Origin of the sequence: Pseudomonas sp. BNK-45 (assembly GCF_047456255.1) — a bacterium.
In the GTDB taxonomy this organism is placed as follows: Bacteria; Pseudomonadota; Gammaproteobacteria; order Pseudomonadales; family Pseudomonadaceae; genus Aquipseudomonas.
The window spans coordinates 6,630,691-6,652,058 of sequence record NZ_CP179909.1 but is presented as its reverse complement, the minus strand read 5'-3'; the positions used below and the strand labels follow the sequence as shown (position 1 = coordinate 6,652,058).

At 62.2% G+C, this 21,368-nt stretch carries 19 protein-coding genes; 6 read left to right on the top strand and 13 right to left on the bottom strand.

All coding sequences use genetic code 11. The features are described 5' to 3' along the window. Nucleotides 1-22: 22 nt before the first annotated feature. Entirely contained in the window at nucleotides 23-2,278 is a 2,256-nt protein-coding gene (locus ACMGG8_RS30255; protein WP_414158916.1) for a TonB-dependent receptor, read from the bottom strand. 207 nt (nucleotides 2,279-2,485) lie between these two features. Between ACMGG8_RS30255 and ACMGG8_RS30250 the strand changes: the two genes are divergently transcribed. Genes ACMGG8_RS30250 through ACMGG8_RS30235 form a run of 4 tightly spaced genes read left to right on the top strand, consistent with a single transcriptional unit; the run spans nucleotide 2,486 to nucleotide 4,548 of the window. Further along, a complete protein-coding gene (locus tag ACMGG8_RS30250) occupies nucleotides 2,486-3,166 on the top strand; it encodes a Fe2+-dependent dioxygenase (RefSeq protein ID WP_060842472.1) in 681 nt (226 codons plus the stop codon). A 3-nt stretch (nucleotides 3,167-3,169) separates the two neighbouring features. Further along, on the top strand, nucleotides 3,170-3,955 hold the full coding sequence (locus tag ACMGG8_RS30245) for a tetratricopeptide repeat protein (RefSeq protein WP_414158915.1): 786 nt from the start codon (nucleotides 3,170-3,172) through the stop codon (nucleotides 3,953-3,955). 54 nt (nucleotides 3,956-4,009) lie between these two features. Then, a complete protein-coding gene (locus ACMGG8_RS30240) occupies nucleotides 4,010-4,273 on the top strand; it encodes a CopG family ribbon-helix-helix protein (protein ID WP_082729317.1) in 264 nt (87 codons plus the stop codon). Further along, nucleotides 4,270-4,548, top strand: a complete 279-nt coding sequence (locus ACMGG8_RS30235; protein WP_414158914.1) for a type II toxin-antitoxin system RelE/ParE family toxin — start codon at nucleotides 4,270-4,272, stop codon at nucleotides 4,546-4,548. Before ACMGG8_RS30240 ends, ACMGG8_RS30235 begins: the two co-directional genes overlap by 4 nt. Before the next feature lie 84 nt (nucleotides 4,549-4,632). On the opposite strand, the gene ACMGG8_RS30230 is transcribed toward ACMGG8_RS30235, so the two are convergent. The 5 genes from ACMGG8_RS30230 to ACMGG8_RS30210 all read right to left on the bottom strand — a co-directional run bounded on the left by ACMGG8_RS30230 (nucleotide 4,633) and on the right by ACMGG8_RS30210 (nucleotide 9,907). Continuing rightward, entirely contained in the window at nucleotides 4,633-5,796 is a 1,164-nt protein-coding gene (locus ACMGG8_RS30230) for a type III PLP-dependent enzyme (protein ID WP_047301731.1), read from the bottom strand. 650 nt (nucleotides 5,797-6,446) lie between these two features. Continuing rightward, nucleotides 6,447-7,604, bottom strand: coding sequence for a betaine/proline/choline family ABC transporter ATP-binding protein (locus ACMGG8_RS30225; protein WP_414158913.1), 1,158 nt, complete (start codon nucleotides 7,602-7,604; stop codon nucleotides 6,447-6,449). Next, on the bottom strand, nucleotides 7,601-8,254 hold the full coding sequence (locus ACMGG8_RS30220) for an ABC transporter permease (RefSeq protein ID WP_060837513.1): 654 nt from the start codon (nucleotides 8,252-8,254) through the stop codon (nucleotides 7,601-7,603). The genes ACMGG8_RS30225 and ACMGG8_RS30220 overlap by 4 nt, the downstream gene beginning before the upstream one ends. A gap of 15 nt (nucleotides 8,255-8,269) precedes the next feature. After that, nucleotides 8,270-9,166, bottom strand: coding sequence for a glycine betaine ABC transporter substrate-binding protein (locus tag ACMGG8_RS30215; RefSeq protein WP_414158912.1), 897 nt, complete (start codon nucleotides 9,164-9,166; stop codon nucleotides 8,270-8,272). Nucleotides 9,167-9,190: 24 nt separating this feature from the next. Next, the gene (locus tag ACMGG8_RS30210; RefSeq protein ID WP_060837515.1) at nucleotides 9,191-9,907 is read right to left on the bottom strand and encodes an ABC transporter permease; all 717 of its coding nucleotides are present in this window, start codon (nucleotides 9,905-9,907) and stop codon (nucleotides 9,191-9,193) included. A 349-nt stretch (nucleotides 9,908-10,256) separates the two neighbouring features. Here ACMGG8_RS30210 and ACMGG8_RS30205 point away from each other — a divergent pair, with 349 nt between their 5' ends. Beyond that, nucleotides 10,257-11,840, top strand: coding sequence for a peptide chain release factor 3 (locus tag ACMGG8_RS30205; RefSeq protein WP_060837516.1), 1,584 nt, complete (start codon nucleotides 10,257-10,259; stop codon nucleotides 11,838-11,840). Nucleotides 11,841-12,180: 340 nt separating this feature from the next. After that, nucleotides 12,181-12,423 (top strand): hypothetical protein, encoded by a 243-nt coding sequence (locus tag ACMGG8_RS30200; RefSeq protein WP_060837517.1) that lies wholly within the window; start codon nucleotides 12,181-12,183, stop codon nucleotides 12,421-12,423. A 104-nt stretch (nucleotides 12,424-12,527) separates the two neighbouring features. Here the strand turns inward: ACMGG8_RS30200 and ACMGG8_RS30195 are convergent, their stop codons facing one another. The 7 genes from ACMGG8_RS30195 to ACMGG8_RS30165 form a co-directional block, all read right to left on the bottom strand. After that, nucleotides 12,528-13,499: a peptide ABC transporter ATP-binding protein gene (locus ACMGG8_RS30195; protein ID WP_060837518.1), complete on the bottom strand. Its 972-nt coding sequence runs from the start codon at nucleotides 13,497-13,499 to the stop codon at nucleotides 12,528-12,530. Further along, nucleotides 13,499-14,467, bottom strand: a complete 969-nt coding sequence (locus ACMGG8_RS30190) for an ABC transporter ATP-binding protein (protein WP_060837519.1) — start codon at nucleotides 14,465-14,467, stop codon at nucleotides 13,499-13,501. The genes ACMGG8_RS30195 and ACMGG8_RS30190 overlap by 1 nt, the downstream gene beginning before the upstream one ends. Before the next feature lie 10 nt (nucleotides 14,468-14,477). Continuing rightward, nucleotides 14,478-15,389 (bottom strand): ABC transporter permease subunit, encoded by a 912-nt coding sequence (locus tag ACMGG8_RS30185; protein ID WP_060837520.1) that lies wholly within the window; start codon nucleotides 15,387-15,389, stop codon nucleotides 14,478-14,480. An 11-nt stretch (nucleotides 15,390-15,400) separates the two neighbouring features. Further along, a complete protein-coding gene (locus ACMGG8_RS30180; RefSeq protein ID WP_060837521.1) occupies nucleotides 15,401-16,411 on the bottom strand; it encodes an ABC transporter permease subunit in 1,011 nt (336 codons plus the stop codon). 73 nt (nucleotides 16,412-16,484) lie between these two features. Then, complete coding sequence (locus ACMGG8_RS30175) at nucleotides 16,485-18,080, bottom strand: ABC transporter substrate-binding protein (RefSeq protein ID WP_414158911.1); 1,596 nt, start codon at nucleotides 18,078-18,080, stop codon at nucleotides 16,485-16,487. 78 nt (nucleotides 18,081-18,158) lie between these two features. Further along, nucleotides 18,159-19,565 carry an OprD family porin gene (locus ACMGG8_RS30170; RefSeq protein ID WP_060837523.1) on the bottom strand — a complete coding sequence of 469 codons (1,407 nt, stop codon included), beginning with the start codon at nucleotides 19,563-19,565 and terminating at the stop codon, nucleotides 18,159-18,161. Between the two features lie 166 nt (nucleotides 19,566-19,731). Next, the gene (locus ACMGG8_RS30165) at nucleotides 19,732-21,333 is read right to left on the bottom strand and encodes an ABC transporter substrate-binding protein (protein WP_414158910.1); all 1,602 of its coding nucleotides are present in this window, start codon (nucleotides 21,331-21,333) and stop codon (nucleotides 19,732-19,734) included. Between the last annotated feature and the right edge of the window lie 35 nt (nucleotides 21,334-21,368).

Genomic DNA, 21,368 nt, shown 5'->3' with positions numbered 1-21,368 from the left:
CACAGGTGGGTGTTGCGCTGGATCAGAAGTGGAAGTTGGCACTCATCAGCGCGGTACGGCCGGCGGCCACGTGGGCGTAATGGGTCTGGAAGACCTGATCGAAGTAACGCTTGTCGGTCAGGTTCTGCACGTTGAGTTGCAGGTCGACGTTCTTGGTCAGCTTGTAGCTGGCCATGGCGTCGTAGCGCCAGTAGGACGGTATTTCCACCGAGTTGGCGATGTTGCCGAACTGGGAATCGACGAAGGTGGCGCCGGCACCGACAGTGAGGCGTTCCGGGATCAGGTCATAGGTCGACCACAGGGTGAAGTTGTTCCGTGGCGTGCTCGGGGTGTGGTTGCCCTCGTCCGCCGCCAGGGTGGTTTTCACCACTTCGCTTTCCATGTAGGTGTAGCCGCCGTAGACCTTCCAGTTGCGGGTCAGCTTGCCGCTATAGGTCAGCTCCAGGCCATTGACCCGTTGTTCGCCGTCCAGCACCTGGGTGGCGCCGCCATCCGGATCGTTGATCCGCGCATTGGTTTTCTCGGTGCGGAACAGGGCGGCGGTCAACGACAGATCGTCATCGAAGAAGTCCCACTTGGTGCCCACTTCATAGTTGCGGTTCTTTTCCGGGTCCAGGCTGCTGTTGTTCGCCGCCAGGTCCAGGCCACCGTTGCCGCTGGTTTCACCCGCCGGGTTGCTGGAGGTGGAGTAGGCCGCGTAGACGCTGCCGTTGGGCAGCGGTTTGTAGACCACGCCGATCTGGTAGTTCCACAGCTGCGAGTTGTTTTCGCGGGCGAACTCGCCCACTGGGGCACGGGTGGCGTAGCCGCTGGAACGGGTCTGGTAATCGTCGAAACGCAGGCCCAGGTTCAACGACCATTGCTCATTGAACTTCAGGGTGTCGAACACGTAGGCCGCAGCGGTCTTGGTGTCGGTGTCGGTGTAGGCCGCGCTGTCCTTGATGGTGCCGTTCCAGCCGGCGCCCGGTGTCGGGTTGTTGAGGCTGGTGCAGTCGCCGTTGGCGATCAGGGCCGCGTTACAGGTGCTGCCGTTGACCGCCGAGGTCACGTCGTAGGCACGGTTGTGGGTATCCACGTAGGAGAACTCGATACCGGTCACCAGGCTGTGCTCGATGAAACCGGTGTCGAACTTGGCGCTCAGGTCGGTCTGGTTGGTCCAGCCCTTGGAGGTCGAGTTGCGGCTTTTCGGGCTGCGGTAGACGGTGCCGTTGGCGACGTTGCCACGGCTGTCATCCGGGTTGGTGACGATGTAGTCCAGGGTCGAGCGCGACAGGCGGAAGCTGTTGGACAGGGTCAGGTTGTCGTTCAGGTCGTGTTCGATCTTGATCGTGCCGCTGTCTTCGCTGGTCTTGCGGTAGTCGCGGCCGGTGAGGCCGTAGAAGTTGTCACGATTGACGCTGACAGGTTTGTCGACGTTGTACTTGCTGCGGCGGGTGCCGCTGTTGGTCAGCGGGATGCCGTAGTCCGGAATGTCGTCGGTGTTGAGGTGGTAGTAACCCACGGTGACCCGGGTGTCGGTGCCCAGGCCGAAGGCGAAGGAGGGCGCCACGCCCCAGCGGCTGACTTCCACGGCGTCGCGCCCGGCCACGTTGGCCTCGTGCTTCATCAGGTTCAGGCGGAAGGCCGAACTGTCGGTCATCTGCTGGTTGAGGTCCAGGGTGGTGCGTTTGGTCTGGTCAGAGCCCCAGGTGAACCCCCCGTTGTAGGAGTTGCCCAGCTTGGCGGTCTTGGAGATCAGGTTCAGGCTGCCGCCGGTGGAGCCGGCGCCGGTAAAGGCCGAGCCTGGGCCCTTGCTGACTTCGATGGACTCGACGTTGAAGATCTCCCGGCTTTGCGAGGCCGGATCACGCATGCCGTCGATGAACACGTCGCTTTCGGCGTTGAAGCCGCGAATGATCGGGCGGTCACCGGCCGGGTTGCCGCCTTCACCGGCGCCGAAGGTAATCCCGGGTGTGGTGCGCAGGGCATCCACCAGGCTGGTGGCCGCAGTGTCCCGCATCACTTGCTGGGGAATGACCGTCACGCTTTTCGGTGTTTCCCGCAAGGGTGCTGTGTATTTTTTCGAGGAGGAGGTGTCGACCTTGTAAGACGTCTGCTCCTGGGCCTCACCGCTAATGCTGGTGGCATCCAGGGCAATGGCCTTGCCCGCGGCCTTTTGCTGGGTGTCTTCGGCGGCCTGAACCATATGGCCCGCGGAGCCGGCGGTAATCGCCACGCCAATGGCGGAGGCCAGCAGGCGCGGTGAACTGACAGCGGATGGTGGTTGTTGGCGTGACATGGTGGTTCCCCTCCCCAAGGATTTGAGGTCGCGGAATATAGGGGAAAGAAACAATCGTTATCAATTGCGAAACGTTACTATTCGCACTGAATTTACAATCTTTACAATTTATCCTTACGGTTTTTGCGTTCTCATTCGTCACCGGGTTTTACACAGTCAATAAGAATCAATACCATTGACGACCTTTCGCTGCTCAGGTACCTGGCCATGTTGCTGCACATCCCCGGCGTGTTCACCCGTGATGAAGTGGGGCGTATCCGTGAAGCCCTGGAGCAGGCGGACTGGGCGGATGGCAAGATCACTGCCGGTTACCAGTCGGCCAAGGCCAAGCACAACCTACAACTGCCGGAAGGGCATCCGCTGGCCCAGGAGATCGGCGCAGCGATGCTCGATCGCCTGTGGCAGAACCCGCTGTTCATGTCCGCCGCCTTGCCGCACAAGGTGTTCCCACCGCTGATCAACTGCTACACCGCCGGCGGCAGTTTCGACTTCCACATCGACAACGCCGTGCGCCAGCCCAAGGGCAGCGCGGAGCGGGTGCGCACCGACCTGTCGTCGACCCTGTTCTTCAGCGACCCCGAGGACTATGACGGGGGGGAACTGGAGATCCAGGACACCTACGGCCTGCAGCGGGTCAAGCTGCCGGCGGGGGACATGGTGCTGTACCCCGGCACCAGCCTGCACAAGGTCAACCCGGTGACCCGTGGCGCTCGCTACGCCTCGTTCTTCTGGACCCAGAGCCTGGTGCGCGAGGACAGCCAGCGCGCCTTGCTGTTCGAGATGGACGGGGCGATCCAGGAACTGACCCGGGACGTGCCCGAGCATCCTTCGCTGATCCGCCTGACCGGCACCTATCACAACCTGCTGCGGCGCTGGGTCGAGGTGTAGGCGGTGACTGTTCAACTTCGCCGCAAGGAAGTCCTCGACGGCGCACAACTGAGCGCCATGCTCCAGCAAAGCCCGTCCCGCGCGGCCCAGGCGATCCTGGTGGCTGCTGGCGAGGGCCTGGTGGAGGCCCAGGCGCTGCTGGGGCAGATCCTCCTCGACGGCCACGGCATCCAGCAGGACCTGGCCCTGGCCTTGCGCTGGTTCGACATCGCCGCCCAAGGCGGGCACCTGATGGCCCGCAACATGCTCGGGCGCTGCCATGAACACGGCTGGGGCTGCCCGGCGGATGCCGCCCGCGCTGCCGGGCATTATCGATTGGCCGCCGAAGCGGGGCTGGACTGGGGCCTGTACAACTACGCCAACCTGCTGGCCACTGGCCGTGGCGTGGCGCAGAACCATGCCCTGGCCCTGGCCTGCTACCGCCGCGCGGCGGACCTTGGCCATGCCAAATCGATGAACCTGCTGGGGCGTTACCTGGAGGAAGGGCTGGTCTGTCCGGCCGACCCCGAGGCGGCCCGGGACTGGTACCGGCGCTCGGCCGAGGGTGGAGACTTTCGCGGACAGTTCAGCTATGCGGCGGTGCTGGCCGATGCCGGGCGGATCGACGAAGCGGTGGATTGGCTGAAGCGCGCCCTGGTCGGCGGCAATCTGAACTTCCTGCGGGTGGCTTGCGCCGAGTTGCTTAATGCCACGCATCCCGAGATTCGCCAACTGGCCCAGGCTTATCAGCAGCGGGCCGCCCAATTGGGTGATGAACGGGACGTAGAGCGGCTTGCTGTGTTGGCTTAAATCACTATGATTCAAAGCTAATCGCTTTTAATCATTCTGATGCAGGTCTACCTCATGCCCGCGACAAAAGTACTGACCGCCCACATTCCCTTGGATCTGGCGGATAAGGTCGATCAACTGGCTTCTCGCCTGGAGCGCTCCCGTGCCTGGATCGTGAAGCAAGCATTGGTGGCCTGGGTTGACCAGGAAGAAGAGCGTCGCCGACTGACGCTTGAGGCCTTGGCAGATGTCGATGCTGGAAGGGTTGTCGATCATCAGTCAGTGCTGGCTTGGGCAGAGAGTCTGTCTGGCGACAAGCCTCTGCCTTTACCAAAATGAGACAGTTGAAATGGACGAGCAAGGCGCTATCCGATCTGGCTCGGCTGTTTGAATTTCTCGCTCAGGTTAATCGCTCGGCTGCTGCTCGGACCGTGCAATCCCTCGTGCGGGCTCCAGATGCGCTTCTATCTAACCCTCGATTGGGAGAGCAGTTGGAGGAATTCAAGCCGAGGGATGTTCGACGGTTGCTGGTGGGGCATTACGAGGTGCGTTATGAGATTCAAGGCATGGCCTTGTCCGTCCTGCGTATTTGGCATGTCCGGGAAGATCGTTGAGCCACTGAATCGCACGCATAAAAAAGCCCATGACACGTCATGGGCTTTTTCTTGCAGCTTGTCGCTAACAGCTAGCCACTGCCCTTACAGGTAGAAGGCCTTCAGCGGCGGGAAGCCGTTGAATTCCACTGCGCTGTAGCTGGTGGTGTAGGCACCGGTGGACAGCCAGTACAGGCGGTCGCCGATGGCCAGGTTCAGCGGCAGGCCGTACTTGTAGTTTTCGTACATGATGTCGGCGCTGTCGCAGGTCGGGCCGGCGATCACCACTTCTTCGACTTCACCTTTCTTCTCGGTCCAGATCGGGAACTTGATCGACTCGTCCATGGTTTCGATCAGGCCGGAGAATTTGCCCACGTCGGTGTAGACCCAGCGCTCGACGGCGGTGCGGGATTTGCGCGCCACCAGTACCACTTCGCTGACCAGGATGCCGGCGTTGGCGATCAACGAACGGCCCGGCTCGAGGATGATTTCCGGCAGGTCGTCACCGAAGTCTTCCTTGAGGAAGCGGATGATTTCCTCGGCGTAGGTTTCCAGGCTGTTGGTGCGGGTGATGTAGTTGGCCGGGAAGCCGCCACCCATGTTGATCAGCTTGAGTTCGATGCCGTCTTCTTCCTTCAGGCGTTCGAAGATCACTTTGACCTTGGCGATCGCCGCGTCCCAGACGCTGATGTCGCGCTGTTGCGAACCGACGTGGAACGATACGCCATAAGGCACCAGGCCCAGGTCGCGGGCGAGGATCAGCAGGTCCATGGCCATGTCGGTCTGGCAGCCGAACTTGCGCGACAGCGGCCAGTCGGCGGTGGTGGAGCCTTCGGTGAGGATGCGCACGTAGACTTTCGAACCCGGGGCGGCCTTGGCGATGTTGCGCAGGTCGGCTTCGGAGTCGGTGGCATACAGGCGCACGCCCTTCTCATAGAAGTAGCGGATGTCCTTGGACTTCTTGATGGTGTTGCCGTAGCTGATGTTGGCCGGGTTGACGCCGCGGCTCAGCACTTTGTCCAGTTCGTAGATCGAGGCGATGTCGAAGCTGGAGCCTTTTTCGTGCAGCAGGTCGATGATCTCGACGGCCGGGTTGGCCTTGACCGCGTAGTAGACCTTGGCGAATTCGAAACCGGCGCGCAGGTCGTCGTAGGCCTGGGCGATCATCTGGGTATCGATGACCACGAATGGGGTTTCTTGCTTGTCGGCGAACGCCTTCATTTTTTGAAAGGTTTCGCGCGCAAAATAGTCTTCGACGTTAATCGACATGCGTTGGGAGCTCCTACTGGCAAACGTTAGAAATCAATGGGTGCAAATGAACGTCCTCCGTATCCCCACTTTGGTTCGCCTACTTCCCAAGGCATGTCGCCGAAAGCAAAAAGGCCATGGGCAATCTGCCCTTGGCCTTGCTGTCTCGTCGTCAGTACTTGAGCCGGATGGATCGTTTCCAGCATGGACGTTCGGCGCGAACTTTAGGCGGTGAGGGGCCTGAGATCAACAAAAAATGTCGCGTTTTTGCACTTGTCTGACGTGCGTTGACGACACCTCTCTTTGTAGCCGACACAGATGACGGACAGATGTTCCCGAAGAATTCACGGGTGTTAAAAATACCTGCACGTTCGACGCTTTTGCGCGCCAAGTGGCTGGTAAGTGTCAAGTCGTCAACATCGGCGACGTTAGCGGCGAGAGGCGGGTGTGAGGGGGATTTTGGCTGTTTCGGAAGGTCTCGCCGGACGGCGTTCAAGGGAGTGGCTGTTGATATTTTTTTCCGGCGCGTTGGCGGACAAAAAACCTTGTGGCGAGGGACTTGCTCCCGCGGACTGCGCAGCAGTTCCACTCTTTTTTGCCAAGAGGGGCCGCTTCGCCGCCCAGCGGGAGCAAGCTCCCTCGCCACAGGTTCGTTGTTGGCTATTTATTGATCAGGCAACCACCGCTTCAGCCGGTGAGACGATATTGGTCTTCATCCCCCGTGAACGCCCCGAGCTCAGGTAGGCAGCAATGGATTCCTGGGTCACTTCCCCCAGGAACACCCGTTCGGCATCCAGCACCGGCAGCCACGAGCGGTTGAACTCGTACATGCGTGACAGAAGAATCCGCAGGTGCTCGTCGTAGGCGGCGGTGGCGTTGAATTCGCGCAGGAACTGGGCGCAGGTGCCGGTCTGACGGTGCAGGTCGCGACGGCGTACATAACCCAGGGCCTTGTTCTCGGCGCAGGTCACCACCACGTAGCGGCGGTCGTGTTCGTCCATCAATTCCAGGGCTTCGGCCACCGGGGTTTCCGGGCTCACCGACGGGGCGTTGTCTGCCGCGTCTTCGGCCTTGACCAGCAACAGGCGCTTGAGGGTGCTGTCCTGGCCGACGAAGTTACTGACGAAGTCGTCCGCCGGGTGGGCGAGCAAGGTGTCCGGGTGGTCGATCTGCAGCAGCTTGCCGGCGCGGAAGATGGCGATCTTGTCCCCCAGCTTGATGGCTTCGTCGATGTCGTGGCTGACCATGATCACGGTCTTGTTCAGCGCGCGCTGCATCTCGAAGAACTCGTTCTGGATCATCTCGCGGTTGATCGGGTCCACCGCGCCGAAGGGTTCGTCCATCAGCAGCAGCGGGGCGTCCGCCGCCAGGGCGCGAATCACCCCGATGCGCTGCTGCTGGCCGCCGGACAGTTCCCGCGGATAGCGGTGCAGGTACTGCTTGGGTTCGAGCTTGATCATGCTCATCAGCTCGCGGGCACGGTCGTGGCATTTCTGCTTGTCCCAGCCCAGCAGCTTGGGCACCACCACGATGTTTTCCTCGATGGTCATGTTGGGGAACAGGCCGATCTGCTGGATCACGTAGCCGATGTTGCGGCGCAGGGTGACTTCGTCGAGGTCGGTGGTGTCTTCGCCGTTGATCAGGATCTTGCCCGAGGTGGGTTTGATCAGGCGGTTGATCATTTTCAACGTGGTGCTCTTGCCGCAGCCGGACGGCCCGAGGAACACGCAGATCTCGCCTTCATTGACGGTCAGGCTTACCGAGTCGACGGCTTTGACATCCTTGCCGTTGCTGCGAAAGGTCTTGGTCAGGTTTTGAAGTTCGATCATTTCAGGAGTCCTTTTGGTGTCAGCGAGCGTTGCAGCCATTGCAGAAGCAGGTCGGCGAAGATGGCCAGGAGACTGACCAGCACCGCGCCGACGATCAGCATCGACATGTCGCTGCGGCTGATGGAAGCAAGAATGAGTACGCCCAGGCCGCCGGCGCCGATGGTGGCGGCGATGGTCATGACGCCGATGTTCATCACCACGGCGGTGCGTACCCCGGCGAGGATCACCGGCACCGCGATGGGCAACTCGACCATGCGCAGGCGCTGGCCGAAGGTCATGCCGATACCGCGGGCGGCTTCACGGATGCCCGGTTCGACGCCGGTCAGGGCCAGGTAGGTGTTGCGCATGATCGGCAGCAGCGAATAGAGGAACACTGCCGTGATGGCCGGTAGCGGGCCCAGGCCCTGGCCGAACTTGGAGTAGAACGGCAGCAGCAGGCCGAACAGGGCGATGGACGGAATGGTCAGCAACACCGTGGCGCTGGCCTGCAACGGGCCGGCCAGGGTCGGGAAGCGGGTCATCAGGATGCCCAGGGGCACACCGAAGACAATCGCCAGGCTCACGGCAATGCCCACCAGGGTGATGTGCTGCCAGGTCAGGTGCAGGACCTGGGCCCAATCGAGATGGGAAAAGGCGTTTAAAAATTCCATGTCTTCTCCTCTCTATCAGTGGTTGATCGGATGCTGGCGCAGGAAATCTGCGGCCACGGCGGAAGGGCTTTCATGGTCGACATCGACCCGCGCGTTCAGCTGGCGCATGGTTTCGTCATCGAACAGCGCCGCCAGCGGCTTGAGGTCCGCCGCCAGTTGCGGATGGGCGTCGAGGTACACCTGACGCACCACGGGGGCGGCGGTGTAGTCCGGGAAGTAGTGCTTGTCGTCCTCCAGCAGCTTGAGCTTGAAGGCGTTGAGCCGACCGTCGGTGGTGTAGACCAGGCCGGCGAACACCTGGCCGTTGCGCAGGGCGGTGTAGACCAGGCCGGCATCCATTTGCCGGGTGTTTTTGCGGGTCAGGTTCATCTCATACAGCTTGACCATGCCGGCCATGCCGTCGGAGCGGTTGGCGAACTCCGTGTCCAGGGCCACCAGGCGGTTCTCCTCGGGTTTTTCGGCCAGGGCTCGGGTCAGGTCGCTGATGCTGTTGATCTGCGGATGTTCCCGGGCCACGTTCTCCGGCAGGGCCAGGGCGTAGGTGTTGCTGAACTTGGACGGCGCCAACCAGACCAGGCCTTTTTTCGCGTCGAGTTCTTTGACTCGGGCGTAGGACTGCTGGCTGTCGAGTTTCTCGTCGATGTGGTTGTAGGCCACCAGCGACACCCCGGTGTATTCCCAGATCAGGTCCAGTTGTCCGCTTTCCTGGGCGCTGCGGGCCAGGTTGCTGCCCAGGCCGCCGGTGACGCGGGTGTCGTAACCCTTGCTGCGCAGGTACTGGGAGGTGATTTCCGCCAGCAGGGTCTGTTCGGTGAAGACCCTGGCGCCAATGCGGATCAGCGGTTTTTCCGCGGCGTGGGCCAGCCCGGCGAACAGCAGGGCACAGCCGAGTATCAGGCTTAGTTTTTTCATGTCGATTCCTTGTCTCTGACGGGCTTAGGACGGGCGCAGACCGCGTTCCAGCCAGAGGCGGCTGGCCAGGGTGACCAGGCCGTCGAGGAGCAAGGCCAGCAGCGCGGTGCAGGCGGCGCCGAGCAGCAGTTGCGGCTGATTGTTCAGGGCAATGCCGGGGAATATCAGGCTGCCCAGGCTGTTGGCGCCGATCAGGAAGGCCAGGGGCGCGGTGCCGACGTTGATCGCCAGGGCCACCCGCACGCCACCGATGATGATCGGCACGGCGTTGGGCAATTCGACTTTCCACAGCACCTGGCGCGGCGTCATGCCGATGCCGACCGCGGCTTCCTTGAGGGAGCCCTGGACGTTTTTCAGGCCTTCGTAGGTGTTGCGCACGATGGGCAGCAAGGAGGCGAGGAACAACGCGAAGATGGCCGGGCCGCTGCCGATGCCGAGGATCCCCAGGGCGATGGCCAGGACGGCCAGAGGGGGGACGGTGTTACCGATGTTGAACACTTGCATGAAGCGTTCGGCGCGTCCGACCATGTTCGGGCGGCTGAGGAAGATGCCGGCGGGGATGCCCACCAGCAATGCGGCGAGCATGGACGCCAGGACCAGGAACAGATGAGCTTGCAGGTAGAACAGTAGATCGTCGCGGTAGTGTTCGATCGTCGTGATGCCGATCCAGTGGACCAGCAGGGCCAGGAGGGCGATGACCGCAACCCCTCCTATCAGCCCTTTGCCATAGCGAATAGCCACAGGCGGACTCCTTTTGTCGGTCGGCGGGCACTTTCCCGTGTGGCAGGGCCATTCCTGGCTGCCGGGACAGTGCGCGCGAAAAGCAGCTCGTCGAATGCCGGCAAAGCGGCGGGTGAACGAGCCATGAGCGCAGCTTCGTCAAGCTAACTTGCTGATATTTCAGCCCCTGACGACGGTGCGTGACAGGGGAGTGGACGTCTCCACGTTTTAAAAGGTTCCATACTTGGCAGCATTTAGCCACCGTTTATCTGCCGCGCGGTGGCCCCGGCAACGGGGGCAGCGGTGGCCCGCGGGGTGTTCTCTGGGCTATAATCTGCGCCCTTTTTTGATCACCGCCAGGCGATTTCCCATGACCAAACAGGCCGCCGAAGTCGCGAAACGCCGCACTTTCGCCATTATTTCCCACCCGGATGCGGGTAAGACCACCATCACCGAGAAGCTGTTGCTGATGGGCAAGGCCATTGCGGTGGCGGGTACCGTCAAATCGCGTAAGTCCGACCGCCACGCCACCTCCGACTGGATGGAGATGGAAAAGCAGCGGGGTATTTCCATTACCACGTCGGTCATGCAGTTCCCTTATCGCGAACACATGATCAACCTGCTGGACACCCCGGGCCACGAAGACTTCTCGGAAGACACCTATCGCACCCTGACCGCGGTGGACTCGGCGCTGATGGTGCTCGATGGCGGTAAGGGGGTTGAGCCCCGGACCATCGCCCTGATGGACGTCTGCCGCCTGCGGGACACGCCGATCGTCAGCTTCATCAACAAACTCGACCGCGACATTCGCGACCCGATCGAGCTGCTGGATGAAATCGAAGCGGTGCTGAAGATCAAGGCCGCGCCGATCACCTGGCCGATCGGTTGCTACCGCGACTTCAAGGGCGTGTACCACCTGGCGGACGACTACATCATCGTCTACACCCCGGGCCACGGCCACGAGCGCACCGAAACCAAGATCATCGAGAAGCTCGATTCCGACGAAGCCCGCGCCCACCTGGGTGACGAGTACGAGCGCTTCATCGAGCAGCTGGAGCTGGTGCAGGGCGCCTGCCACGAGTTCAACCAGCAGGAGTTCCTCGACGGCCAGCTGACCCCGGTGTTCTTCGGTACCGCCCTGGGCAACTTCGGGGTCGACCACGTGCTGGACGCCGTGGTGGACTGGGCGCCGCTGCCGCTGCCCCGTGAAGCCAACGAGCGCGCGGTGGCGCCGCAGGAAGAAAAGTTCAGCGGTTTCGTGTTCAAGATCCAGGCCAACATGGACCCCAAGCACCGCGACCGTATCGCCTTCATGCGCATCTGCTCGGGCAAGTACGAGAAGGGCATGAAGATGCGCCACGTGCGTACCGGCAAGGACGTGCGCATCGGCGACGCCCTGACCTTCTTCTCCTCCGAGCGTGAGCAACTGGAAGAAGCCTACGCCGGCGACATCATCGGTCTGCACAACCACGGCACCATCCAGATCGGCGACACCTTCACCGAAGGCGAGGCCCTGGGCTTCACCGGGATTCCGCACTTCGCCCCGGAGCTGTTCCGCCGCGTGCGCCTGAAGGATCCGCTCAAGTCCAAGCAGTTGCGTCAGGGCCTGCAACAGCTGGCCGAAGAGGGCGCGACCCAGGTGTTCTTCCCCGAGCGCAGCAACGACATCATTCTCGGCGCCGTTGGTGTGCTGCAGTTCGATGTGGTGGCCAGCCGCCTGAAGGAGGAATACAAGGTGGAGTGCTCCTATGAGCCGATCACCGTGTGGTCCGCCCGTTGGATCGACTGCAGCGACAAGAAGAAGCTCGAAGAGTTTTCCAACAAGGCGGTGGAAAACCTGGCCCTGGACGGCGGTGGTCACCTGACCTACCTGGCGCCGACCCGGGTCAACCTGGCGCTGATGGAAGAGCGCTGGCCGGACGTGAAATTCCGCGCCACCCGCGAACACCACTAAGTTCGCCGGCAAGCCCCGAAGCCCCGCTGTGCAGACAGCGGGGCTTTTTGTTGCGCGCAGGATTGGCCCGCTGCCGCCTCGTAGGAGCTGGCTTGCCAGCGAAGGCGGCGGACGCTGTGGTGCATGGCTGGCGGGTTTCTTCGCCGGCAAGCCGGCTCCTACGGAGGGTGGTGTTTTTCAGGGCACGCCGTTAGTCGGAAGGGCTTGGACGGCTTGGGTATCGATAGGGGGCTATCTGGCAAAGCCGGGAGATCACGACTAGTTTCAGACTGTGCTGTGGTCACTGTTCGGCAGGGTTCGCAGCCTTCGAAGATTCACCTATGAAGGGATGGAATCGACCATGAGAATTTTCCAACGCGTTGTGCTGTTGATCAAAGTGCTGGTGATGCTGTCGCTCGGAACCTCGGCGGCCTGGGCCCACAACCTGCTGCAGGTGAAAGAGCCGGGTTATCAGTCGAGCCATAGCGCACCGGTGCAGATGCTTGCCAAGTCCGACTCGGAGCCGGGCGATGAAGGCCAGGGCGGCAGTTCCGGCGATGACGACCAGACCACCGACGAGGGCGAAGGCGACAGCCAGGGCTAAAAGAAACCCCCAGCGACGGACTGATGCGCAATCCGTCGCCAGGGGCGGGTCGAACAAGGTTCAGGCGCTCCCGCAGGTAATCGGGAGCGCCTTTTTCATGGCCGCTACAGCACGAATTGCTCGGCGTAGTGGCAGGCCACTTGCCGGTTGTCCAGCGGTCGCAGGGCCGGCTCTTCAGTGCTGCAACGCTCGGTGGCGTAAGGGCAGCGCTTGTGGAAGGCGCAGCCGGGTGGCGGGTTCAGCGGGTTGGGCAATTCACCGACGATCTTGATCTTCGGCTTGTCCGGGTCCGGATGAATGGTCGGGGTCGCCGACAGCAGGGCCTGGGTGTAGGGGTGCAGCGGGCGGGTGTAGATGTCCTCCTTGGGGCCCATTTCCACCGGCCGGCCGAGGTACATCACCAGCACCTGGTCGGCGACGTGACGCACTACCGCCAGGTTGTGGGAGATGAACACGTAGGCGGTGTTGAATTCCTGCTGCAGGTCCATGAACAGGTTCAGCACCTGGGCCTGGATCGACACGTCCAGGGCCGAGGTCGGTTCATCCGCCACCAGCACCTTGGGTTGCAGCATCATCGCCCGGGCCAGGGCGATGCGCTGGCGCTGACCGCCGGAGAACATGTGCGGGTAGCGCTGGTAGTGCTCGGGGCGCAGGCCCACCTGTTTCATCATGGCCTGGACTTTCTCCCGGCGTTCGGCGGCCGACAGCTTGGTGTTGATCAACAGCGGCTCGGCCAGTTGATCGCCGATCTTCTGCCGCGGATTGAGCGAGGCATAAGGACTCTGGAACACCATCTGCACGTCTTTGCGCAGCTGCTTGCGCTGGGCCTTGTCGGCACCGGCGACTTCCTGGCCAGCGATTTTCAGCGAGCCGGAGGACGGCTCCTCGATCAGGGTCAGGGCCCGGGCCAGGGTGGACTTGCCGCAGCCGGACTCGCCGACCACGGCCAGGGTCTTGCCGGCCTCCAGCTCAAAGGACACGCCGTTGAGGGCGCGCACGGTGGCGTGGCCCTTGAACAGGCCTCGGGACACTTCGTAGTGACGGGTCAGGTCGCGGGCGGTAAGAACGACGGCCATTACGCCACCTCCTGATTCAGCGGATAGAAGCAGCGCACCAGGCTGGCGGCTTTCGGATCAAGGCTTGGACGCTGCTGACGGCAGTTGTCCTGGGCGTAGGGACAGCGGGGTGACAGCAGGCAACCCTGGGGCCGGTCGTAGCGCCCGGGGACGATGCCCGGCAGGGTCGACAGGCGGGTGGCACCGAGGCTGTGCTCGGGAATCGCCGCCAGCAGCGCTTCGCTGTAGGGGTGTGCGGGGATGTCGAACAGCTGCGGCACCTGGCCGACTTCCACGGCTTGTCCGGCGTACATCACGCAGACGCGCTGGGCGGTTTCGGCCACCACGGCCAGGTCGTGGGTGATCAGCACCAGGCCCATGTTCTGCTCTTGTTGCAGGTTGAGCAGCAGGTCCATGATCTGCGCCTGGATGGTCACGTCCAGGGCGGTGGTGGGTTCGTCGGCAATCAGCAGCTTGGGTTCGCCGGCAATGGCCATGGCGATCGCCACCCGCTGGCTCATGCCGCCGGACAGTTGGTGCGGGTAGGCGTCCATGCGGCTGGCGGCGCCGGGGATCTCGACCTTCTCCAGCAGTTCGATGGCACGCTTGCGCGCGGCCTTGCCGGACATCTTCAGGTGCAGGCGCAGCACTTCCTCGATCTGGAAGCCTACGGTGTAGCTCGGGTTCAGCGCGGTCATCGGGTCCTGGAAGACCATGGCCAGGTCCTTGCCGACGATCTGCCGGCGCTGGCGGGCGCTGAGCTTGAGCATGTCGCGGCCGTCGAAGCTCAAGGCGTCGGCGGTGACGATGCCGGGGTGCTCGATCAGGCCCATCAGGGCCATCATGGTCACCGATTTGCCGGAGCCGGACTCGCCAACGATGGCCAGCACTTCGCCCTTGTCGACCTTGAGGTCGAGGCCGTCGACCACCGGCACCGCCTTGGCGTCGCCGAAACGGACATTGAGATTCTTGATTTCGAGCAGTGACATGGGAATCTCCTCAGGCGGCGTTCTTGAGTTTCGGGTCCAGCGCATCGCGCAGGCCGTCGCCCATCAGGTTGATTGCCAGCACGCTGAGCAAAATGGTCAGGCCCGGCAGGCTCACCACCCACCAGGCGCGTTCGATGTAGTCGCGAGCCGAGGCCAGCATGGTGCCCCACTCCGGAGTCGGCGGTTGCACGCCGAGGCCGAGGAAGCCCAGGGCGGCGGCGTCGAGGATCGCCGAGGAGAAGCTCAGGGTGGCCTGGACGATCAGCGGTGCCATGCAGTTGGGCAGCACGGTGATGAACATCAGGCGTGGCAGGCTGGCACCGGCCAGGCGCGCGGCCGTCACGTAGTCGCGGTTGATCTCGCCCATCACCGCGGCGCGGGTCAGGCGCACATAGGAGGGCAGGGACACCACGGCAATGGCGATCACGGTGTTGATCAGGCCCGGGCCGAGGATGGCGACAATCGCCACGGCCAGCAGCAGCGAGGGCAGGGCCAGCATGATGTCCATCAGGCGCATGATGGTCGGGCCCAGCAGACGTGGGAAGAACCCGGCGAACAGCCCCAGGAGGATCCCCGGGATCAGCGACATCACCACCGACGACAGGCCGATCAGCAGCGACAGGCGCGAGCCCTGGATCAGGCGCGACAGCAGGTCGCGGCCCAGTTCATCGGTGCCCAGCAAAAATTGCATCTGCCCGCCTTCGAGCCAGGCCGGCGGGGTCAGCAGGAAGTCGCGGTATTGCTCGCTGGGGTTGTGCGGCGCCACCCAGGGGGCGAACAGCGCGCAGAACACGATCAGCAGCATGAACAGCAGGCCGGCCACCGCGCCTTTGTTGCGGGAGAAGTGCTGCCAGAATTCTTTGTACACGGACGGATAGAGCAGGCTTTGATCGACTGCTACTGAGGTAGTTGGAGTGCTCATTGGTCTTGATCTCAGCGCTGATGACGGATGCGTGGGTTGGCAAAGCCGTAGAGGATGTCCACCACGAAGTTGACCATGATCACCAGGCAGGCGATCAGCAGGATGCCGTTCTGCACCACGGGATAGTCCCGGGCGCCGATGGCTTCGATCAGCCACTTGCCGATGCCCGGCCAGGAAAAGATGGTTTCGGTCAGGACCGCACCGGCCAGCAGGGTGCCGACTTGCAGGCCGACCACGGTCAGTACCGGAATCAAGGCGTTGCGCAGGCCGTGGACGAACACCACCCGCGCCGGTGACAGGCCCTTGGCCTTGGCGGTGCGGATGTAATCCTCGCGCAGCACTTCGAGCATCGAGGAGCGGGTCATCCGCGCGATCACCGCCAGGGGAATGGTGCCCAGGACGATGGCCGGCAGGATCAGGTGGTGCAGGGCGTCGAAGAAGGCGCTGGTGTCTTCGGCCAGCAGGGTGTCGATGAGCATGAAGCCGGTTCTGGGCTCGATGTCGTAGAGCAGGTCGATGCGCCCGGACACCGGGGTCCAGCCCAGGCTCACCGAGAAGAACATGATCAGGATCAGGCCCCACCAGAAGATCGGCATCGAATAGCCCGCAAGGGAGATGCCCATGACCCCGTGGTCGAACAGCGACCCTCGCTTGAGGGCGGCGATCACCCCGGCCAAGAGCCCGATGATGCCGGCGAATAGCAGGGCGGCCATGGACAGTTCCAGGGTCGCGGGGAACAGCGAGGTGAACTCGCTCCACACGCTGGTGCGGGTGCGCAGGGACTCACCCAGGTCACCGTGGGCCAGTTTGCCGATGTAGTCCAGGTACTGGGCGTACAGCGGCTTGTTCAATCCAAGGCGTTCCATTGCCTGGGCATGCATCTCGGGGTCGACCCGACGCTCGCCCATCATGACTTCCACGGGGTCGCCGGGAATCATGCGTATCAAGGCGAAGGTCAGCAAGGTGATGCCGAAGAATGTGGGGATCAACAACCCCACACGGCGGGCAATAAAACTAAACATCTTCTGAAGTACCTCAATCAGCCGGTTAGGCGTACCCGCCACCCTTGGGGTCAAGGGCGGCAGGCGTTTCTTATCACTTCACTTGGGTGGTCGCGAAGTTGTTGGTGGTCAGGGGGCTCTGGTGGTAACCCTCGACGTTCTTGCGCATGGCGGTGAACATTTTTGGATAGGCCATGGGAATCCAGGGTTGGTCCTGTTGGAATACCAGCAGAGCCTTTTCATAGAGCGCGGCACGCTTGGCAGGTTCAGCGTCGGCGCGGGCCTGGTCGATCAGCTCCTGGAACTCCTTGTTGCACCAGCGGGCGTAGTTTTCGCCGTTTTTCGCTGCATCACAACTCAGGTTCGGGGTCAGGAAGTTGTCCGGGTCGCCGTTGTCCCCAGCCCAGCCGGCCGACACCATATCGTGTTCGCCGTTTTTCGCACGCTTGAGCATCTCGCCCCATTCCATGACGCGGATCTCGAGCTTGAGGCCGATCTTGGCCAGGTCGGCCTGCATCATCTGCGCACCCAGCAGGGGATTGGGGTTGGTCGGGCCGCCGCCGTTGCGGGTGAACAGGGTGATCACCGTACCGTCCGGCACCCCGGCGTCCTTGAGCAGGGCCCGGGCCTTGTCCAGATCCCGGGGCGGGTTCTTCAGGCTGTTGTTGAAGCCCAGCAGGGTCGGCGGATAAGGGCCGGTGCCGACCAGCGCATTGCCTTTGCCGTAGAGGCTGTTGACGTAGGCTTCCTTGTCGAAGGCGATGTCGATGGCTTTGCGTACCCGCACGTCGCTCATGTATTTGCGGGTGGTGTTCATGGCGATGTAGCCGGTGGTCATGGCCGCCAGTTCGTCGACCTTGAGGTTGGCGTCGGCCTTGATGCTGGGGATGTCATCGGGCTTGGGGTACAGGGCGACCTGGCACTCGTTGGCCTTGAGCTTCTGCAGGCGCACGTTGTTGTCGATGGTGATCGCCAGCACCAGCGGGTCGGCCGGTGGCTTGCCGCGGAAGTAGTCCGGGTTGGCCTTGAAGCGTACCTGGGCGTCCTTGGCGTAGCGGTTGAAGATGAAGGGGCCGGTGCCGATGGGCTTGCTGTTGAGGTCGGCCGTCTTGCCTTCCTTGAGCAGCTTGTCGGCGTATTCCGCCGGGTAGATCGATGAGAAGGCCATGGCGATGTCGGCCAGGAACGGTGCCTCACGGCGGGTCAGGGTGAAGACCACGGTGTGGTCGTCGATCTTCTCGACGCTTTTGAGCAGTTCCTTGAACCCCATGCTTTCGAAGTAGGGGAAGCCCACGCTGGACTTGTCATGCCAGGGGTGCTTTGGGTCCATCTGGCGCTGGAAGCTCCAGAGCACGTCGTCGGCATTCATGTCGCGGGTCGGGGTGAAGTAGTCGGTGCTGTGGAACTTGACGCCCTTGCGCAGGTGGAAGGTGTATTGCAGGCCGTCCGGGCTGATGTCCCAGGACTCGGCCAGGGCCGGTTCGATGTCAGTGGTGCCGGGTTTGAAGTCCACCAGCCGGTTGAAGATGGTTTCCGCCACTGCGTCGGCCGTGACTGCAGTCGTGTACTGGACCATATCGAAGCCTTCCGGGCTGGCTTCGGTACAGACCACCAAGGGTTTGGCTGCGGCGCCGAGGGCGGCGCTCAGCAGGGCGGCGCCAATGGCCGCTTTCAGGGGAAGCATGTTCATCAGGAACCCTCTGCAATCGATTGAACCAGATTAGCTTGAACGGCGGATTCGTCATGAACCCGCCCTTCAACTGGTGGGTTAGAGAATGTTGAACGGGATGGTGGTAACCAGACGGAATTCGTTGATGTTGCCGTCGGCCTGGTTCTTGCTGGCGCGGTGCGTGGTGTAGGTGGCACGGATCGCGGTGGCTTTGAGTGGCCCGCTCTGCACGGCGTAGGAGGCGCCGATGCCGTATTCATAGTGGGTTTCGCCATCCATGGTTCTCACGCCGTAGAGTTTGCCTTCGGAGTTGATGCCGCCGTAGGCGCTGCCGGTGTAGTGGGTACCGTCGATGCCCCAGCCGCGAGCCTGGTAGACGTTGAACTTGAGGCCGGGCACGCCGTATTCGGCCATGTTCAGGCCGTAGGCGATCTGGAAGGATTTCTCGTTCGGGCCGTTGAAGTCCGAGAGCAGGGAGTTGGCCAGGTAGATGCCGTTGGTTTCATGCAGGTAGTCGAAGTACTCGTTGCCGCTGACTTCCTGGTACGAGAAGGTCAGGCTGTGGGCCTGGTGGGTCAGCCCCATGGACAGGGAGTAGGTATCGTTGTCGATCTCGCCCATCTCTTTCTTGCCGGTGTCGACGGTCTTGTAGTAGTTCAGGCCGGTGGTCAGGCTCAGCACCGAGCTGTCGCCCAGCTCGTGGGTGGCGCCGAAGTAGTACTGGTTCCAGAAGTCTTCCACCTTGGAGGCGTAGAGGCTGGTCTTCAGGCTTTTCAGCGGCTGGTAGTTGAGGCCGACGATGCTCACGCGGTCGGTTTCGGCGGTGTTGCTGGTGTACTCGGAGCGGAATTTCGACAGGCTCTGTTCGGTCCGTGGCGATACCCGGTCAAAGGTGCCGGCATCGAACGACAGGTTGTTGAACTCTTCGCTGTGCAGGCTCACCCCTTCAAAGCTCGAAGGCAGCGCACGGTTGCCGATGACGTCGACGATCGGCGTGCTGAAGTTCTGCCGGCCGGCGGTCAGGGTGGTGTTGGATACGCGGAACTTGACGTTGGCCAGGCCGAGCTTGCTCCACTGGCCCACGGCGTCGCCGTCGGAATGGGTCAGGGTGCGGTTGTTCTTGCCGGCGATGTCCTTGCGGTCACGATCCAGGGCAATGGCGTTGTAGGCCGCGACTTCGGTGCTGACCCCCACGGTGCCTTCGGTGAAGCCGGAGCTGTAGTTGAGGATGGTGCCCTGGACCCAGTTGATCCGGCGTGGAGTCGAGGTGTCCACGCCATTGTGGTTGTAGGAAAAACGGTCATTGCGGCGTTTCAGCTCGTTGGCGTACCAGTTGCGCGTGGTGCCCGACAGGCTCTGCCCTTCGATGAAACCCTTGGCCTCGGCCTGGGCATTGGTGCTGTTCTGTACAGTCGGGACGAAGTCCTGGCTGACGCTCTCCGCATGGGCCGTGGCGGTGATGCTACCGATAGCCAAGGCTAACAATGCGCTGCTGCTCAGTTTCATGGGTGAAGCTCCTTTGTTTTCTTTTTTAGATGCCGGTTTTTTTCGGCCGGCTGGTTTTTGGAACTCATTCATGGCGTCGCAAACGTTTGCATGTGGCTTGATCGCCGAATTCAGGCAAAGCGTCTGCGTGAGGACGAAAATCGTCCCCAAGGTTTTGGCTCATCGGTTATGGGGCCAGGCTGACACCCGAGAAGGTGTTGCGGCCGAACGGGCTGACCTTGAAACCCTCGACTTTCGCGCTCAATGGCTGATTGATCATCGAGTGGGCCACCGGCGTGATCGGCACCTGCTGCTTGAGCAACTGCTGGGCCTGTTTATAGAGCTCGGTGCGTTGCTGGCGGTCGGTCACTAGCTTGGCTTGCTTGATCAGCTTGTCGTACTGCGGGTCGCACCACATGGAGTAGTTGTTGCCGCCGATGGCGTCACAGCTGTACAGGGTGCCCAGCCAGTTGTCCGGGTCACCGTTGTCTCCGGTCCAGCCGATCAGGCTGATGTCGTGCTCGCCATTCTTGGTGCGCTTGATGTACTCGCCCCATTCGTAGCTGACGATCTTCACCTTGAGGCCGATCTTCGCCCAGTCGGACTGCAGCATTTCGGCCATCAGCTTGGCGTTGGGGTTGTAGGGGCGCTGCACGGGCATGGCCCAGAGGGTGATTTCCGTGCCTTCCTTGACCCCGGCGGCCTTGAGCAGTTCGCGGGCCTTTTCCGGGTTGTAGGCCGCGTCCTGGATGGTTTCGTCGTAGGACCACTGGGTCGGCGGCATGGCGTTGACCGCCAGCTGGCCGGCGCCCTGGTACACGGCGTTGAGGATGCTGGGCTTGTTCACCGCCATGTCCAGGGCCTGGCGCACTTCGAGGCGATCGAAGGGCTTGTGCTGCACGTTGTAGGCGATGTAGCCGAGGTTGAAGCCGGGCTTCTCGATGACTTGCAGTTTCGGGTCGTTTTTCAGCGCATCGATGTCCGCGGGACGCGGGTGCAGGGTCACCTGGCATTCGCCGGCCCGCAGCTTTTGCACCCGCACCGAGGCATCGGTGTTGATGGCGAAGATCAACCGGTCGAGCTTGACCCGGCTCGGGTCCCAGTAGTGCGGGTTGGCGGCGTAGCGGATCTGCGAGTCTTTCTGGTAACGCTGGAATACGAACGGCCCGGTGCCGATGGGCTTCTGGTTGATCTGGGCGGGGGTGCCGGCCTTGAGCAGTTGCTCGGCGTATTCGGCGGAGAGGATCGCGGCAAAGCTCATGGCCAGGTTCTGGATGAACGCCGCGTCCACGGTGTTGAGGGTCATGACCACGGTCAGCGGGTCGGTTTTCTCGACCTTGGCGATGTTCTTGTTCAGGCTCATGCCGTTGAAGTAGGGAAACTCCGTCGGGTAGGCCTTACGGAACGGATGTCCGGCGTCGAGCATGCGATTGAAGGTGAACAGCACGTCGTCGGCGTTGAGGTCGCGGCTGGGCTTGAAGTACGGGGTGTTGTGGAACTTCACCCCTTCACGCAGGTGAAAGCGGTAGGTGAGGCCGTCCTCGGATATGTCCCAGCTTTTGGCCAGGGCGGGCAGCACGTTGGTGGCGCCTTTCTCGAATTCCACCAGGCGGTTGTACAGCGGCTCGGCGGCGTCGTTGTCGGTGGCGGTGGTGTATTGCGCCGTGTCAAAGCCCGCCGGGCTGCCCTCGGAACAGAACACCAGGCTGCGCTCGGCGGCGCCGCAGATGGCGCTGGAGGCCAGCAGGCTGCCCCCTATCAGGGCGGAGAAAATCAGGGAATGACGCATAACGGTCCATCTCCATTTTTTGTTGTGATGATCAA